Annotated in this window: 15 protein-coding genes and 4 pseudogenes; all 19 read left to right on the forward strand. The window is 32.0% G+C overall.

The features are described 5' to 3' along the window. Positions 1-82: 82 nt before the first annotated feature. On the forward strand, positions 83-1,924 hold the full coding sequence (locus L6651_RS09105; RefSeq protein ID WP_237037600.1) for a recombinase family protein: 1,842 nt from the start codon (positions 83-85) through the stop codon (positions 1,922-1,924). 127 nt (positions 1,925-2,051) lie between these two features. Then, positions 2,052-2,648: a TetR/AcrR family transcriptional regulator gene (locus L6651_RS09110; protein ID WP_237037601.1), complete on the forward strand. Its 597-nt coding sequence runs from the start codon at positions 2,052-2,054 to the stop codon at positions 2,646-2,648. 23 nt (positions 2,649-2,671) lie between these two features. Then, positions 2,672-5,146: a PEP/pyruvate-binding domain-containing protein gene (locus L6651_RS09115; RefSeq protein ID WP_237037602.1), complete on the forward strand. Its 2,475-nt coding sequence runs from the start codon at positions 2,672-2,674 to the stop codon at positions 5,144-5,146. Between the two features lies 1 nt (position 5,147). Further along, positions 5,148-6,524: an MATE family efflux transporter gene (locus tag L6651_RS09120; protein WP_224217993.1), complete on the forward strand. Its 1,377-nt coding sequence runs from the start codon at positions 5,148-5,150 to the stop codon at positions 6,522-6,524. A 283-nt stretch (positions 6,525-6,807) separates the two neighbouring features. After that, a complete protein-coding gene (locus L6651_RS09125) occupies positions 6,808-7,224 on the forward strand; it encodes a sigma-70 RNA polymerase sigma factor region 4 domain-containing protein (RefSeq protein ID WP_002416386.1) in 417 nt (138 codons plus the stop codon). Positions 7,225-7,310: 86 nt separating this feature from the next. Next, on the forward strand, positions 7,311-7,685 hold the full coding sequence (locus L6651_RS09130) for a hypothetical protein (RefSeq protein ID WP_002416385.1): 375 nt from the start codon (positions 7,311-7,313) through the stop codon (positions 7,683-7,685). A 315-nt stretch (positions 7,686-8,000) separates the two neighbouring features. Beyond that, a complete protein-coding gene (gene mobQ, locus L6651_RS09135; RefSeq protein ID WP_237037603.1) occupies positions 8,001-9,641 on the forward strand; it encodes a MobQ family relaxase in 1,641 nt (546 codons plus the stop codon). A gap of 73 nt (positions 9,642-9,714) precedes the next feature. Further along, positions 9,715-9,888: a hypothetical protein gene (locus L6651_RS09140; RefSeq protein WP_002841910.1), complete on the forward strand. Its 174-nt coding sequence runs from the start codon at positions 9,715-9,717 to the stop codon at positions 9,886-9,888. A 187-nt stretch (positions 9,889-10,075) separates the two neighbouring features. After that, the gene (locus tag L6651_RS09145) at positions 10,076-10,603 is read left to right on the forward strand and encodes a PcfB family protein (RefSeq protein ID WP_237037604.1); all 528 of its coding nucleotides are present in this window, start codon (positions 10,076-10,078) and stop codon (positions 10,601-10,603) included. Between the two features lie 435 nt (positions 10,604-11,038). After that, entirely contained in the window at positions 11,039-12,034 is a 996-nt protein-coding gene (locus L6651_RS09150) for an ORF6N domain-containing protein (RefSeq protein WP_144398887.1), read from the forward strand. An 87-nt stretch (positions 12,035-12,121) separates the two neighbouring features. Then, positions 12,122-12,835: a replisome organizer gene (locus L6651_RS09155; RefSeq protein WP_237037605.1), complete on the forward strand. Its 714-nt coding sequence runs from the start codon at positions 12,122-12,124 to the stop codon at positions 12,833-12,835. A gap of 157 nt (positions 12,836-12,992) precedes the next feature. Beyond that, entirely contained in the window at positions 12,993-13,178 is a 186-nt protein-coding gene (locus tag L6651_RS09160) for a transposon-encoded TnpW family protein (protein ID WP_016648552.1), read from the forward strand. Positions 13,179-13,189: 11 nt separating this feature from the next. Next, positions 13,190-14,005 (forward strand): annotated as a pseudogene (locus L6651_RS09165) (VirD4-like conjugal transfer protein, CD1115 family); the annotation flags it as partial. Between the two features lie 151 nt (positions 14,006-14,156). After that, positions 14,157-15,023 (forward strand): Abi family protein, encoded by an 867-nt coding sequence (locus L6651_RS09170; RefSeq protein WP_150867908.1) that lies wholly within the window; start codon positions 14,157-14,159, stop codon positions 15,021-15,023. A 190-nt stretch (positions 15,024-15,213) separates the two neighbouring features. Next, positions 15,214-15,537, forward strand: a complete 324-nt coding sequence (locus L6651_RS09175) for a single-stranded DNA-binding protein (protein WP_111890497.1) — start codon at positions 15,214-15,216, stop codon at positions 15,535-15,537. Beyond that, positions 15,538-15,666: pseudogene (locus tag L6651_RS09180) on the forward strand (Maff2 family mobile element protein); the annotation flags it as partial. Positions 15,667-16,582: 916 nt separating this feature from the next. Further along, a pseudogene (gene ltrA, locus L6651_RS09520) lies at positions 16,583-17,692 on the forward strand (group II intron reverse transcriptase/maturase); the annotation flags it as partial. Positions 17,693-17,932: 240 nt separating this feature from the next. Further along, on the forward strand, positions 17,933-18,253 hold the full coding sequence (locus L6651_RS09525) for an HNH endonuclease signature motif containing protein (protein ID WP_465221316.1): 321 nt from the start codon (positions 17,933-17,935) through the stop codon (positions 18,251-18,253). Between the two features lie 151 nt (positions 18,254-18,404). After that, positions 18,405-18,503: pseudogene (locus tag L6651_RS09190) on the forward strand (Maff2 family mobile element protein); the annotation flags it as partial. Between the last annotated feature and the right edge of the window lie 26 nt (positions 18,504-18,529).

Below are 18,529 nucleotides of genomic sequence, written 5' to 3' on the forward strand. Positions count from 1 at the left end.
GAGAACACTTAATCACTGTTTTAGTGAAATATGTACTTCTTAATTCTTTTTTATTTAAGAAATTAAGAGGAAGGAGGAAAAAGTGAGGAATTTTGAAAAGATAACAGCACTCTATGAAAGATTAAGTCGAGATGATGAACTTGAAGGAGAAAGTAATTCAATCGTTAATCAAAAGAAAATCCTTGAAGAATATGCAAGTAAGAATAATTTAACCAACATCATCCATTTTACAGATGACGGAATAAGCGGGACACAGTTTGATAGACCAGGCTTTATGGAAATGATGAATGGAGTAAATACTGGAAATATCGGTTGTATCATTGTAAAAGATATGAGCAGACTTGGCAGAGATTATCTCAAAGTCGGTCAATGTATGGAGATACTAAGACAAAAGGGCGTAAGACTAATCGCTATCAATGATAATGTAGATAGTTTTTACAGAGAAGATGATTTTACTCCCTTTAGAAATATCATGAATGAATGGTATGCAAGAGATACATCAAGAAAAATACAATCGACTTTCAGGTCAAAAGGCGAAAGTGGGAAACATACTGCAAGCACACCGCCTTATGGCTATATCAAAGATGAAAAAGATAAAAACAAATGGATTGTAGATGAAAAAGCAGCAGAGATAGTAAGGCGAATATTTAACCTGACCATGCAAGGCAATGGTCCGTATCGAATAGCAAAGATATTGGAGAGTGAAAAAGTAGATATACCCGCCTATCATCAACAGAAATTAGGCTATGGACTATATCAAAGCAAAAACTTTGAACATCCCTATCGTTGGTGCAGTTCAACTATAGCAAGCATTTTAAAGAAACAAGAATACTTGGGGCATACAGTCAATTTCAAAACCAGAAAGCACTTCAAGGACAAGAAAAGCAAATATGTATCCGAGGATAACTGGCTTATTTTTGAAAATACACACGAGCCAATCATAGACCAAGAAACCTTTGATAATGTGCAAAGGATAAGAGGAAATGTAAAAAGGTATCCTGATGGTTGGGGCGAATATCACCCACTAACAGGATTGATGTATTGTGCGGATTGTGGGAGCAAGATGTATGTTCATAGAACAAGCAATTATAAGAATATTCCCTATTACACTTGCAGTGCCTATACCAAAACACCTTGTGGCACACTTTGTCCATCAGCACACAGAATAAAAGCAGAAGTAGTCTTAAATCTTATTAGGGAAACACTAAAAGATATTAAAAAATACCTTTATGAAGATAATGAAGCCTTTATCCGTTCCATTCAAAATGAAATGGAAGAAAAGGAAAAAATAGAGATAGAAAAGAAATACACAAGGCTTATTGACAGCAAAGGAAGATTACAGGAATTAGAAAGACTGATGTGTCGTATCTATGAAGATATGATCCTTAACAAAATACCAAATAGCAGATATGAAATGCTAAATAACCAATATGAAACGGAGCAGATAACTTTAAGTAAAGAAATTAAGGATTTGGAGCAGCAGGTATCAAGATATGAAAAAGAAACAGACAGAGCTAAAAAATTTATATCTCTTATCAGTCGTTATGAAAACTTTGATGAACTTACAACTACAATGATAAATGAGTTTGTAGAAAAGATTATCGTACATGAAAGAGATAGAAAAGGAAGTCAGACATCAAAGCAAAAGATAGAAATTTACTTTAATTTCATAGGCAATTATGAACTGCCACAGGCGGAGTTAAGTGATGAAGAAAAACAAAAACTTGAGGAAGAAGAAAGAAAAATCGAAGAAAGAAAAGACAAGCTACATCAAAATTACCTGAAACGAAAAGCAAGCGGAAAACAGAAAGAGTATGAGGATAAATATAAGGCAAGAAGGGAGCAAAAGAAACAGGAGAAATTAAAGGTTTTGAAAAGGGGAGGGATACCGGTATGTGAAATGCAGAACATTTTAATTGAATAATATATCTCAGAAGTCAATGAATAAAAAATAAAATATTCATTGACTTCTATGTTTGCTGGGGTTATAATATCTATGAATAAAAAATGAAAAATTCATAAAAGTATTTATAATATTTAGGAGGCTTAAAATGGCAAAAGCATTTACAGAAGAAGAGAAGATTAAAATAAAAGAAGATATTATGGAAACGGCTCTTGATTTATTTCATGATAAAGGGACAAAATCACTTAGCATTTCGGAATTGACAAAAAGAGTCGGAATAGCTCAAGGGAGTTTCTATAATTTTTGGAAAGATAAAGAATCTCTTGTCATTGATTTAATGGCATATAGATCAATACAAAAATTGGAGAACATTGAAAAAGAATTTTCAAATTCACTTACGAATCCCAAAAAATTCCTTTCAGAGGTAATTTTTAAGTATTCGATAGATATGACTGAGAAAATTAAAACTCAGCCAATTTATAAAGAGGCATTTAGAATATTTGCAAGTCAAGATTCAAAGAAAGTGAATAGAGTAGAAAATCTATATGGTGATTTTTTGGATAGGTTAATAGATTATTGGTACAAAAATAATGTAGTAAAAAGCGTAGATAAGCAAGGCTTATCAAATGCCTTTGTTGGCAGCTTCGTTCTATGTTCAAATTATTTCCATTTTAATAAAGATACCTTTGAAGAAGTGCTTAATATTTATATACAAAGCATTGTTTTTAAATATATAGAAATTTAATTGTATAAGGGAAGGTGATAACAATGATTCTGGATTTTAATGAGATAAAAAAGGAAGATGTATTAGTTGCTGGAGGTAAAGGTGCTAATCTTGGAGAAATGACTTCTGCTAAAATAAATGTTCCAAGTGGATTTGTTATAACAGCAGACGCATATAGAGATTTTTTAAAAGTAAATGGGATTGATATTCTCATTGAAAATGGAATTAAAAAATCAGTAGATGATAAAAGAAAACTTCTAAATGAAGCTGAGCATTTTAGAGGAAAGATAAAGTCTGGAAAATTTCCTGAAAGGTTAGAGAATGCAATAAGAGAAAAATATTTTGATCTTGGAAATAATACAAGAGTTGCAGTGCGTTCTTCAGCAACGGCAGAAGATTTGCCAGATGCCAGTTTTGCAGGGCAACAAGAAACTTATTTAAATGTTCAAGGTATTGAAAGTGTATTGAATGCAGTGCGTAATTGTTATGCTTCGCTTTGGGGAAATAGAGCTGTAAGTTATAGATTTCATCAAGGTTATGATCAAACTTCAGTTTCTATTGCAGTTGTTATTCAAGAAATGATAGAGAGTGAAAAATCAGGAGTTTTATTTACCGTAAATCCAGTAAACAAAAAAGAAAATGAAATGCAAATAAATGCAAGCTTTGGATTAGGAGAAAGTGTTGTAAGCGGAAGAGTTACAGCTGATAGCTACATTATTGATAAATCAGGGAAAATAGCTCAAGTAAATATTGGAAGCAAGGAAACACAGATTATATATGGGGATAAGGAAACTGTTGAAGTAGCAGTAAGCTCTGATAAAAGAAAAACTCGTGCATTAAATGATAGAGAAATACTTGAACTTATGAAGTGTGGTTTAGAGATTGAAAAACACTATCGCATGCCTATGGATATTGAATGGGCAATCAAAAATGATATTGTATATATTTTACAGGCGAGAGCGATTACCACATTAAAAAATTCCGGAAATGATATAACTGGCAATGATTTAATAGAGAAGTATATAAAGGGTAAAAAAATCAAAAAGGATACACGAGAAGTAATGTCATTCTTTTTAGAAAAAATGCCTTTTGCACATAGAGTCCTTGATTTCGATTATTTAATGGCAATTAATGATCAGAAAGTAAACATTTTATCAGAAGGTGGGATTATTTTACCAAGAAATCCAATTATAGATGATGATGGCATACAAACTTTTTCTGATGAAGGAAAGCGAATTGGAAAGAATATTTTCAATTTTTTTAATATCTTAAAGAACATGAAAGATTTTGAGTTCTGTTATAAGAAGTGCAAAGATTTTATGAATATATATGAAACTGAGATAGAAGAAATCAAGCACTTAAATTTTGAAAATATGACATTAATGGAGTGTGGAAATTTTTTAGAAGAAAGTTATGCTCTTTTGCAAAAGCTTGCTTATGATAGATTTAAGTATGCCTTATTTCCATCAGTATTAAATAGCAAGAAATTTACCAAAATAATAAAAAAAGTAAATAGCAATTACTCATCGTTTGATTTTTATTGGGACTTAGATAATAAAACATCGGTGATTACAAATGATGTCTATACAATGGCTTGTGATATAAGAAAAAATGAAGCTTTAAAAAGAGCGATAATTTCCGGAGATAATTTTAAGGAATTATATAAAAAGTTTAATGATTTTAAGAATATATCAGATGAGTTTATGAAAGATAATGGCTTTAAATCTGATTATAACTGTTATTGTTTATCTGCAAAAACATTTCTCGAAGATCCTGATAGGCTAACAAATATATTACGACCTATATTAAATGAAAATAGTAATGAAAGTAAAGATACAAAGGATTTTTCTAAGCTTATGGAGAGTATAGAGGGAATCTATGGTAAAAAGTATCAGGATATAGAAAAACAGATAAAATATTTTAGATATTTTCATGTGGTTCGTGAAGAAAGTCAATATTTGTGGGAAACACTATTTTATTATGTAAGGAAGTGTGTTAAAAGAATTAACTTTATACTCTTGGGTGATGAAAACATAGAAATAGGAGTGGCTAATCTTTTTCATAAAGAATTACTTAAAGCAATTAACAGAGGTAATTTAAATGAATCAGATAAGGAAAAAATAAATAGGAGAAACGAAAAATTTCCTTTAGCAATGAAAGTATGGGAAGCTTCAAAGTTATTGATTTTTAAAACGGATGGTGATGTCTTAAAAGGAGTAAGCGGAAGCACTGGTATTGCAGTTGGAAAGGTGTGCCTGATAAATAGTCCCAAAGAATTTTATAAAATGAAAAAAGGAGATATATTAGTTTGTCATCTTACAGATCCTGAGTGGACTCCATTATTTAAGCTGGCAAGTGCTGTTGTGGCAGATACAGGTTCTGCTTTAAGCCATGCTGCAATTGTTGCAAGAGAATATAATATACCGGCAGTTCTTGGAGTTGGTTTTGCAACTACCAAATTCAAAGATGGGGATATGATTCAAGTAGACGGTAATAAAGGTGTAGTTAGAGGTTTGTAGTATGAACTCAAGTAATAATAAAAAAGAATTGAAAAGAAAAGCCATTTTAAACGATAATCTTCTGCCATTATTAGTGAAAACTTCTATTCCTACCATTATAGGTATGCTTGTCATGGTAATTTATAATCTGACTGATACATTTTTTGTCGGTATTTTAAATAATAAATCCATGACAGCTGCTATCGGTATCGTGTTTAGCTTTATGAGTTTTATTCAAGCTATTGGATTTTGGTTTGGGTATGGAAGTGGAAACATAATGTCAAAAAAAATTGGAGAAAATGAAGAAAGAGAAGCAGAAATTATATCGTCTATTGGAATTCTCTTTGCTATTGTCATTGGTATTTTAATAGCTATTTTATCATGGTTTTTTGTTTTACCGCTGTCAAAATTTATAGGTGGAAGTGCTTCTGAAAGTTTGTTGAATTTTACAGTGCAGTATCTAAAGGTGATTATTGTCAGCATACCATTTGGTCTTTATTCTATTACTCTTTACAATCAATTAAGACTTTGTGGGAATGTGAAAGATGGAATGATAGGATTATTGATAGGAATGGTTGTCAATATAGTTCTGGATCCTGTATTGATGTTTGGGTTTAAATTCGGCTTTATTGGAGCTGGATATGCAACATTGATAGGACAAATTACAGGTTGCATCGTATTAACGAATTTATCAGAAAAAAATGGAAATACTGCTGTTGATTTAAAAAAAGTAAGAATAAATAAAGATAGAGTATATCATATTCTGGCAGGAGGAATGCCTAATTTTTCAAGACAATTTATCACAAGTATCGCTTTAATTTTACTGAATGTTGTAGCCGCAAAATACGGTGATGGTGTTATAGCAGCATTAACAATAAGCTCAAGGATATTAGCATTAGCATATATGATAATGATAGGCTGGGGTCAGGGTTTTCAGCCTATCTGTGCGATGAATTACGGGGCAAAGCAATATGATAGAGTTAAAAAGGCTTTTAAATTTGCAGTAACAGGAGGTACTTTATTTTTAATTATAGCGGCTATTTTGTTATATGTTTTTTCTGAACCGCTTATTAGAACAATGTCAAATGATAATGAAGTTATTTTAGCCGGTACAGAGATACTGCGTATGCAATGTATTACAATGCCACTTTTAGGATACTTTGCGATTAGTAGTATGCTAATGCAAAATATTGGACAATATTTTTGGGCATCAATAATTTCAATTTCACGACAAGGAATATTTTATATTCCGTTATTGTATACTTTATCAAATATATTTGGGCAATTTGGAATATATTTGCTTCAACCAGTGGCAGATGTTTTGTCATTTGGTTTAGCTGTTATCTTAGTTAGGAAAATAAAATTTGCCAATGATAAATGCAAAAAAGATGGCATTTAAAGTTTATAAAAGATTTATTTAGGAGGGAAAAATATGTAGCTAAGTAATGGAGGGATAAATAATGGGAACACTAAATTCTGTTAGTCACATAAGATACATTTATCCTTTTTTATGCTTGGAATTGCTTACACGTAGCAATAACACTTTACCAGAAACAACAAAATAGAAAATCATATAAAATATTAGTTTTTAAGCCGAGAGGACTTTTTACGTCAAAGTGTAGAAGTCCTCCTTTTTTATTCTCAAAAAGCAAAACAGAGAACTTAAAAAGGAGGATAACACAATGCCTAATAAGGAATATTACCTTTATGTCAAAGGGGAAGCTATACCCATAAGTGAAGAAGTCTACAAAGCCTATTGGAAGATAACAGAGCATGAAAAATATCTTCAGAAAAAGGATTGCAAGTATGGAGTTATTCCATTTTCATCATTAGATCATGATGGACACTTTGTAGATAACATCATAGATGAAAAAATAGACTTAGAAAAAATTGTAGAAGTCAAAATGCAAATTGAAGAACTGCATAAGGCATTAGCTACACTGACAAAAGAAGAAAGAGAGTTAATGGAAGCCATCTTCTACAGAGAAGAAAGTCTTAGGTCAATCAGCAGAAAAGAGAAAGTTACACATCAGGCAATCGGACAAAGGAGGGATCAAATTTTAGAAAAACTAAGAAAGATTTTAGAAGATAAAATCTAAAAAATGATGAAAGGTTAAGTATCAAAGAAAGGTGCTTAGCCTTTCTTTGTTTGGAACACAACAATATTGAAATGGAGGAATGAAAAATGAAAGAGTTAGAAAATGTAATGAGCCAGTTGGAAAAAGAAACTAAGAAAAAAGAACAGGTAGAAAACAAAATTAAGCAACTAAGACAAAAGAAATCACAGCTAAAAAGAAAGGCGGACACGAAACGAAAAGTAGAAAAAGGAGGCGTGTTTGAGAAATTTGAAAAACAGATAACCGGAGCAGAAGAAAGTACCGACAATGATTTAATCTATGCCTTTTTAGATTATGTACTTTCCGATAATCGAAATAGAGAAAAGCTAAAAGAACTTACAGAAATTCATTTAAAAGAAAAAGAAATCTCTTTAGAAGAAAATCCAAATCTTAAAGAGGAAAATGCAAATGATGATTTTGAAGAACTGACAGAGGAAGAATAAGGAAAACAGAAAATGTATTAGAAACTGAGATGGAGCAAAGTGAGAAACATTTTAACACTTTGCTTTTTTGTGGATTTGAAAAATCTACAAAAAACAAAGTTCACAGGGGTCTAAGGGGGAGTAGCCCCCTTGAACAAATAAAAATGCTTTAGCGTTTTTGTTTCCTTAACGGAGCTATAAGCTTTCCGCAGGAACGCAAAGCACCGTAGTCAAACGGTGTATCTTTGCGCCCTTTGAAAAAGGGAGCGAAGATACGACCTGAACATTAGGATAGTAAAATCCCAAAATTGAAAACAGATAAAGGAGGAAAAGACAATGGAAATCAAAAGTTTGCATACCCATGTAGATATTGTGGCAAGGTCAAAAGGGCATAGCGTGATTGCAAAAGCTGCATACAATGCAAGAGATAAATTACAAGATGAATACTATGGAAAAACACATGACTATTCTAAAAAAGAAGACCTTGTATTCTCAAAAATATTTCTGCCGGAACATATCCCGAAAAAGTTTTCAAACAGAGAATACCTATGGAATAGTGTTGAAAAAATAGAGAAAAGTAAAAATTCACAACTTGCAAGAAATCTGCTCTTTACACTTCCAAGAGAATTAAATGAACAGGACAGAATAAAATTAATCAGCGAATTTATAGAAGAAAACTTTACTTCTAAAGGTATGATAGCAGACTGTAATATTCATAATCCTATGGCAAGCGATCATGAAGAACAACCACACGCCCATATCCTACTTACCCTTAGAGAAATAGACGAAAAAGGGAATTGGAAACCGAAATGCAGAAAAGAATATATCCTTGATGAAAACGGAGAAAAGATAAAACTGAAAAGCGGAAACTATAAATCAAGAAAAGTAAATTTGAACGATTGGAACGAACCTGACAAAGCAAAAGAGTGGAGAGAAAACTTTTCAAAGAAAGCAAACGAATACTTGGCAAGAAACAACATAAATAAAAGGATAGATCCACGCACCTTTAAAGAACAAGGCAGAGAAGAACTCCCGCAAATTCATTTAGGCACAAGCAGTTATCAGATGGAGAAAAAAGGCATACAGACAGAGAGAGGAAACCAAAACAGAAAAATCATCGCCTTGAATTTAGAATTTAGAAAATTAAAAGAGGAGCTATCCAAACTTACGTCTTGGATAGGCTCGTTACTTGGAAGTCTGCAAGTAAAATATGATGAATACAAACAGGAGAAAAAAGAAGAATATGAGAACAAGGCGGAACTCTTTAATCTCTATGAGTACATCAGTATTTATTATGACTTACAGGGAGAAAAAGCAAGAAAGTTAAATCCCTATGCAAGCAACAAAAAGATAGGTGCAGACCTAAGACGATTTTCCAAAGCAAGAATATATCTGAAAGGCAACAATCTTAAAACCATAGCCGACCTACAAGAAAAGATAAGCACATTACAATCCCAAAATAAGAAAATTAGTCAAGACATTAAGGCGAAAACCACAAGAATAGAAAACTTAAATAAATGCTTTGCCTATGCGGACATCATCAAGGATAACAAAAAAGTCTTTGAGGAATGGAACAGTAAATCCCTATTCAAAGACAGCTTTTACAATTCCCATAAAGATGAGATAGATAAATATAAAAGAGCAAGGGCAATTCTTGAAAAGATAACAGGCTCATCGGCGATTAAGTCTAAAGACTGGAAAAAAGAAATCCAAAGCCTTGAAGATGAAATATCGAAACTCAACAGACAATCACAATCAATCAAAGAAGAGTACGAAAGTATCAACCATATCAAGTATGCAGTCAAGACAGTCAATGACGATTATGGCATAGACCTAAGTATTGAAATTGACAAGGCAATCAAGAGAGGAGAAAAAGAAAGTATCATAGAAAAGATAAAAGAGTATAAGCAAGATAGTGATAGTTTTAATAAAAAAAGACAAATGACTAAAGACTATTACAAAAATCAAGAAAGATAAGACCTGGTAAAAATATCTTATCCAAGCTATAATATGACCAAGAAAATAAAGGCAGATCTAGGAGGTAATAGAGATGAATAAAAGGCAAGAGCTAATAGATGAACTCATAAAAGCAGATCAAGATGGAACATACAAAACATATAAAAGCACAGAAGAAATAAAAGCAATGAACAATGAAGAAATACAGATTATATATTCTAACATGAAAAACTATCTATCAGACAAAAGAACACACACAAACTATTAAAGGTGGAAAGGTATTGTAAGCTATTTAAAAGTATAAAAGGTATAAAGACCTAAGAAATATATAAAAACATCTAAAATAAGCATTCCACCACCAACAACAACAACCAAATAAAAACAAGCAAAGGGAAGTATAGAAAAATTAAAGCCTATACTTCCCTTTTTTTAATTCAAACAAAGGAGATAAAAGCATGATAAACGAAGAAATAAGCAAAGAAGCAGGTCAAGCAGCACAAACCATAATATCATACACAATAAAGGCAGCAAAAGAAACAATCAACTTAGACAAAGAAATAAGAAAAAAGATGAATGATACTTTAGAAAAAGCAAACGGAAACCTCAAAAGTCTTATGGGCGATGAAATGAAAATAAAAGACCTCTACAAGAAAGGACAACTAGAAAATATAAGCATAGATCAAAGCGACCTCAAAGACTTAAAAAAAGAACTAAACAAACTTGGAGTAAGTTTCTCAGTAATGAAAAACAAAGAAAGCAAAAACTATGAAATATTCTTCCAAGCCAAAGACATAAAAGTAATGGAATATGCCTTTAAGCAAGTCATAGCCAAGGAAAATAAAAAAGAAAAGGAAAGTATCCTAAAGCAAATAAAGAAATACAAAGACCTATCCAAGAACAAGGATAAGACAAAAGAGAAAGTCAAAAGAAAAGTAAAAGAAAAAGTAAAACCAAGCAAAAAAGATATGACCAGAGAAATCTAAGGGAGTAACGAAAAGTTACATCCTTAAATAACCACAATAACAAGACTTCCGAAAAGCAGAAGTCCAGAATTCCGAAAATCGGAAATCAAGAATTTCGATTATCGAAAATCAAGAAAGGAGTAGATATGGCAACAAACAAAAGATATTATTGGATAAAATTAAAAGAAGAATTTTTCACAGACAAAATAAACAGAGGACATTGTCCTTAATGAGTCCAACCCATGTCCGACAAGAGATAGAGATATAGATAGATAAAGATATAGAGATAGATAAAGAGAGAGGGAGAGATAGAAAAGATTTAATATTTTTGGTATAATTATAGAAATTAGGCTTTGAAAATATTATGGATAATTGGCTTAAGATCTGTAAGCTAAATGAAATAAAGAGAAAATGGCTACAACTTGTAGCCCCAAAAATATATAGGAGGTGAATTTTGTGGCAGAGAAAAATAAGGAAATTGTAGTTATAGATGAAACTACAATTAAAAGTAAGATTTACTATATACGAAATCAAAGGATTATGCTTGATTTTGAGTTGGCTGAAATCTATGGGTATACAACGACAAGATTTAACGAACAAGTAAAAAATAATTCGGAGAAATTTGATGATGATTTTATGTTTCAGTTGACGAAATCAGAGTTTGAAAACTTGATATCGAAAAAATCGACATCAAGTTGGGGCGGTCGTAGAAAACTACCTTATGCTTTTACAGAGCAGGGTATTTATATGCTTATGACTGTATTAAGGGGAGAACTTGCCGTTAAACAGAGCAAGGCTTTAATACGAATGTTTAAGCAGATGAAAGACTTCATCATTGAAAACCAAGATTTTATCGGTTCAAAAGAATTAGTACAAATAGCAATTCAAACAAATCAAAACACAAATGATATCGCAAGGATAGATAGTAAGATTAACACATTAGCTACTAAAGAAGATTTGAAAAAGGTAATGGATAATTTTATAGACCCGGAAACATATAAACATTTCCTCTTGATGAATGGAGATAAGATAGAAGCTGATGTTGCCTATACAAAAATATATAAATCAGCAAAGAAAAGTATTTATGTTATAGATAACTATATAGGACTTAAAACATTGGAACTTTTAAGAGCTGCAAGAGATAAGACTCAAATCATAGTCTTTAGTGATAATGTTAAGAACAAGGATATGCTTACAAAAAATATCTTAGATGATTTTAGAAAAGACTATCCTAACATAGACCTGAAACTGAAGATAGCAGGTAAAAAATATCACGATAGATATATAGCAATAGACTGTGGAACAGAAAATGAAGCCTTTTATCTTTGCGGAGCTTCGTCAAAGGATGCGGGAAATAAAATATCAAGTATTACCAAGATAGAAGAATCTTCTAAAGATATGTACCATGATATGTTTAGTAAGATGTTAAATAATAAAGATTTAAAAATTTAATATATAATTAGAAAAAACCATAGCAATACGCAAGGCGGTAGAAGTAAAAACTATCGTCTTTTTTTATTTGAAGAAAGGTAGGAGAGCATGGCAGATAAAAGAATGTTTTCACTAAAGATAGTGGATAGCGACTTATTTTTGGATATGCCACTAAGTAGTCAATGTCTGTATTTTCATCTATCAATGCGAGCAGATGATGACGGTTTTGTAAATAATCCTAAGAAAATCATCAAAATTATAGGAGCAAATGAAGATGACCTAAAAATACTTATAGCAAAAGGCTTTGTAATAGTCTTTGATCAGGGAATTATCGTCATTACTCATTGGAAGATAAATAACTTTATTAGAAAAGACAGATATAAGCCAACAATGTATATAGAGCAGAAACAACAGCTTTATCAGACGGAAAATGGAGCATATATTTCAGAAGAAAAAGTTGGTTGTCATCTGGTTAACCAAAGGTTGTCAAGTGGTCAACCCAGTATAGATAAGGGTAGATTAGATAAGGTTAGTATAGATAAGGGGAGAGGAGAAAAAGAAAACCAAGCAGCCCCAGTTTCTTTTTACGGAAAATATCAAAATGTTCGATTAACTGAAGAAGAATATCATAAGTTAAATGATAAGCTGCAAAGTCATACAGATACAATGATTGAAAAGCTATCAAGATATATTAAAAGCTCTGGGAAATACTATAAAGACCATTATGTAACAATCCTTAATTGGTATGAAGAAGATAAAGAAAAACTAAGACATAAAGGAGGAAATAAAAAAATGAACTATGACGTAGGCGAATCTTTATAGGTAAAAGAGGTGGAAAGGCATTATTAAAGACTTTAAGTATGAAAAGGTATCAAAGTATGCCAGAGATAATAAAAATGTAAATATGACACTTAAAAGGCGATTAGAAAATTAAAAATCTAATCGTCTTTTTTATTGAAACAAACAGGAGGAAAAATATATGCACGAAAATAAAAATGAACAGAATACAGGGATAAAAACTATAAAGAAAATTGGTAAAGCAACTTATGAGGTTGTTGTTCACTTTAATGAAAATGCGACAGAAACAATGCAAGACAAATTAAAACGCATAATGCTTAGAGAAATGGAGAGAGAAAAACATCAAAAAGTCGATAAAAATGATTAGAAAGTCCTTGACAAGTTGTTACTGGAAAAACTGCCAAATCAATCCTTATATCCTGTGGAGCAAGGCTTGCTCCATTTGATATCGAAGAACTAAGGGACTTAATGAAAGAAGATGAACTGGAGCTTGATACACTTGGAGAAAAGAAAACAGCTTTATTCGTAATAATATCGGATACAGATGATACATTTAACTTTGTAGTATCAATAATGTACTCACAATTATTTAATCTATTATGTGATAAAGCAGATGATGAATATGGCGGAAGACTTCCTGTTCATGTGAGATGCCTACTTGATGAATTCGCAAATATCGGCTTAATTCCTAAATTTGAAAAGCTGATAGCAACTATTAGAAGTAGAGAAATATCAGCTTGTATAATATTACAGGCACAATCACAACTAAAAAGTATCTATAAAGATAATGCCGATACCATAGTTGGCAATTGTGATTCTACATTATTTTTAGGGGGCAAAGAAAGAACAACATTAAAAGAATTATCTGAAAGCCTAGGCAAAGAAACCATAGACCTATATAACACATCAGAAACAAGATCAAATCAAAAGAGCTTTGGTTTAAATTATCAAAAAACCGGTAAGGAACTTATGAGTCAAGATGAAATAACTGTAATGGATGGTGGTAAGTGTATATACCAACTAAGAGGAGTAAGACCTTTCTTATCTGATAAATTTGATATTACAAAGCATAAGAATTACAAGTTATTGGAAGATTATGATAAGAGAAATATATTTGACATAGAGAAATACCTGCAGAGAAAAGATGAGGTTAAGTTAAAAGAGAGTATGGTAGTTGAAATATTATATGAATAAATTTAAAATTAGAAGTAAGATAGATATTTAGGAAAGATTAAAAGGAAATACTTGACAAAAAATATTTTATAACATATAATAATTTCAACAGCACCCGACACGCCTCTTAACAATGCGGACCAAGTCGGGTCATTTGATTTTAGGAGAAAAAATGAAAAAAATCTATCAAGAACCGATTAGTATAGAAAATCAAGTAAAAAATTTAATAGATTTAGGACTTTTAGTAGAAGATAAAACTTATGCTAAGAAAATTCTTGGAAGAATATCCTATTACAGGCTGATTAAAGCTTATAGTATCACATTAAAAAAAGATGGAAGATATATATCAGGAATAAGTTTTGAAGATATTGTAAGTTTATATAAATTTGATAGAGAACTTAGACAACTCATATTTGAAATAATAGAACATATTGAAGTTTCTTTAAGAGCAGTTATCACAAACTATTTTTCTTTAAAATATGGAAATTTTGGCTACAAAGATTTGTCAAATGTGGGAAAATATAAAAACAGATATAAAGAAGCATTAAATGATTTAGAAAGAGAAACAAAAAGAAATAGACGCTCACCCTTTATAAAAAACTTTAAAGACAATTATGAAGGTGGAGAAATTCCACTCTATGCAGTGATAGAAGTAGCAAGTTTTGGAACTTTATCTAAAATGTATAAGAATATGAAAAATGAAGATAAAAGTAAAATTGCAAAAGTCTTTCATACAGACTACCATTACTTTGAATCTTGGATAGAAAATTTTGCCTATATAAGAAATATATGTGCCCATTATGGCAGGCTATATGGAGCAAAGCTTACAAAATCACCAAAGCTATATAAAGAATATTTAAAAAAGAATATTTCAAACAACACAATATTTGCTACATTAGTAAATCTTAAAATAGTTTCTGAAGAAGAAAATTACAAAAAATTTTATCATGATCTAACGGAACTAATAGCAAGATATGAAAATATTGAACTAAGGCATGTTGGCTTTATAGAAAACTGGAAAGAATTACTAAAACCATAAAATTAAATAGAGAAATTTACACCGAAAAAAACATTTCGGTGTTTTTTTATGCCCAAAGGAGGAAGAATGAAATATATACGAGATGAGCCGAAAAAATAAGATACAGAGAAAAATGAAATATTAATGAATTAGAAGTAGAAGCGATAGAAAAAACTATCGCTTTTTTTATGGAATAAAGGAGATAGAACAAATGGAAAGAGAAATGCTAAATATTAATGGAAATCTAGTAGGAGAAATAAAAACAACTTCAATAGATACAAAGGAAGGAGAAAAAGAAGTAGCTAACTTCACAATAGTTAGAAAGAACAAAGAAGAAGGAAAGGTTAAAAAAGAATATATCTACTGTAATCTCTACGGGGAAAAGGCAAAAAGTGTGAAAGAATTTAAAAGTGGAGAATACATCCATATTTTTGGATATTTTAAGGAAACAAAAAAAGAAGACAAGACATTTAAAAATTTTATCGTAAAGCACATAAATAAAATTGAAAAAGAAGAAAAAGAGGAGGAAATATAAATGGAATTTTTTACACAAGCAGTAAATGTATTAAAAATATTAGTTACAGCAATTGGTGCAGGGCTTGGAGCATGGGGTGTTATCAACCTAATGGAAGGTTATGGGAATGACAACCGTGCGACACGTTCATAAGTGAAAAGCTTATGCACTAAGTCGAAGGACTGAAAGTTCAAAACTTAGGAGAACTGGCAATCTGATAGGTAGAATGACGGGGTAACGCCCTGAAATGCCTACACTGATACTCCGATTGGCAATGAAAATTAGACTATTTCATTGTCAAAAGCTCGGTGAAGTCGGCAGAGAGTAGCCGTAAGACTGATATTAACATCAGACACGAAAGCTGTTCAGAGGTGGACGGTGCTACCTATATGTCGGGTGTCGAATACGCATGGTGAGAATGTGTATACCAAAGCACTGACGTACTTCCGAATGTAAGGGTCTAAACGTTTGAATTTGCCTAACGGCAATTCCCATCAAAGATGGGGTGTTTGTGGATGAGTAAGAATGGTTGTTATGAAAATCCATATATCGTTACAGGCGATATGGTGAAAACTAAACACAGGCTTAGAGGAAGAACCTAAACGTATTCAAAGATAAGATTGTCGGAACGTGGTAAGCCAAGAGCATGGAAGCAGTCTAATGCTAATGAAGTGTTGAATGGGAAAATGACTGTAAAAAACAGCATATAACCATTCTTTATCTCGGTGAAAGTGGTGGCACAGTACCTATGAAGCGAAAATAATAAGTTCGTGGAGGGATAGCCACCAGTCACAGGAAAGTACAAGAACTGAAATTAAGACAAACACAGCTTCGAGTATGACAAAGAAAATCAAATCCGAAAGGAGATGGTGACTGTGTCCACTTCGAAACAAACACTGAAACAAAACAAAATCCGTTATACGGAATACTATGACTTGCAAAAAGTCCTTGATGATTTATATGAAGATAGCGGTAATAATAAAGTATTTTCAAATTTAATGGAGTTGATAACTTCAAGAGAAAATATTAAACTTGCCTATCGCAGTATAAAAGGGAACAAAGGAAGTCATACGGCGCTGGGGTAGATGGCAGAACAATAAAACATCTATCAAGGCTAAATGAAGAAGAATACATTTCTCTCATACAAAAACAGTTTCATTGGTATAAGCCACGCCCTGTAAAGAGAGTGGAAATGCGAAAGCCTAATGGGAAAATTAGACCTTTAGGAATACCAACTATTGTAGATAGAATTGTACAACAATGTATCTTGCAAATATTAGAGCCGATATGTGAAGCCAAGTTTCATGACAGTTCCTATGGGTTTCGACCTAACAGGAGTACGGAACATGCTATTGCAGAATGTGCAAGACTAATGCAGATACAGCACTTACACTATGTAGTCGATATTGATATACAAGGATTTTTCGATAACGTATATCATGCAAAGCTCATAAGGCAGCTTTGGAATTTAGGAATCCAAGACAAAAAGTTACTTTGTATCATTAAGGAAATGCTTAAAGCAGACATAGTTATGCCCGATAAAAAGGTAATTACACCAACAAAGGGAACACCACAAGGCGGAATATTATCACCGCTACTATCTAATGTAGTCTTGAACGAATTAGATTGGTGGGTTTCATCTCAATGGCTGACAATGCCTACGCATTATCCATATAAACAGAGAACGAACAGTCAAGGAACAGAGATAAAAAGCCATACTTACAGAGCTTTAAGAACAAGCAACCTAAAAGAAATATACATTGTAAGGTATGCTGATGATTTTAAGATATTTTGCCGTAATTACTACGATGCAAAAAGAACCTATCAGGCAGTTACAAAATGGTTGCAAGACCGATTAAAACTAAATGTGAGTGAAGAAAAATCTAAAATAACAAATCTAAAACAAAGGTATTCGGAGTTCTTAGGATTTAAGCTTAAGGTTAAACCAAAAGGCAAAAAGTTTGTTGTACAGTCGCATATAAGTGATAAGGCACTGAAAAATGCAAAAGAAAATATTTCTAAATGTGTTGCGGATATAAAAAGACCTGCAAACGAAAAGGAACAGTACAAAGCAATAGCCAAGTATAATGCCACTGTTTCAGGCTTGCATAATTACTACCAAATAGCAACAAATGTAAGTTTGGACTTTGCTAAAATAGCCTTTCACATTAAAAAGCAGATGAACAACAGACTTGATATTAAAACCAGTGGAACGCTAAACAAAGGATTTATCAAAGAAAAATATGGAAAAAGTAAACAGCTTCGCTTCCTTAATGGACATCCGCTAATTCCAGTTGGATATATTAGGACAAAGGACGCAAAACACAAGAAAAAGGTTGTAAATAAATACACTGTAAAGGGTAGAGCTTTTATTCATAAAAATCTGCAAATTGATGTAGATACACTTGTTTGGTTGATGAGACATCCTGTACTTGATAAGAGTATAGAGTTTGCAGACAACAGAATCTCGCTCTTTGCAGCTCAATATGGCAGATGTGGGGTAACAAGTGTAAAACTTACACCAAACGATATACATTGCCATCACAAGATACCGCTTGAACAAGGCGGTACAGACAGTTATAGCAACTTAATTCTTGTTACAGAAGCAGTTCATATACTTATCCATGCAACAAAAGAAGATACAATCCAAAAATATATAAAAGAGCTTGGCTTAACGGTCAAGCAGATCGAGAAATGTAATAAGCTTAGAAAAATGGCAGGATTGCCACTAATTTAGAAAAAAATAATTTGTTACGAAGTGTGTAAGTCTTAGTTAAAACGTGAAAATCTTTCTTGTGATGGAACGCCGTGTGCGGTGAAAGTCGCATGCACGGTGTGAAGTGGGGGAAAATCCGGAGATAACATCAAAGGATTACCTATCACTATCTGGTGCTAAATCTCAAGGTATTAAGCAGCTTATGGCTGGAGGGGGAATTGTACTCATAGGTTTAAAACTAATACCGCTATTAGCAAACGTGTTAAAATAAAATGTTTAATATAGTAGATAAGATCA

The organism is Mediannikoviicoccus vaginalis, assembly GCF_928097925.1.
Lineage (GTDB): Bacteria > Bacillota > Clostridia > Tissierellales > Peptoniphilaceae > Mediannikoviicoccus > Mediannikoviicoccus vaginalis.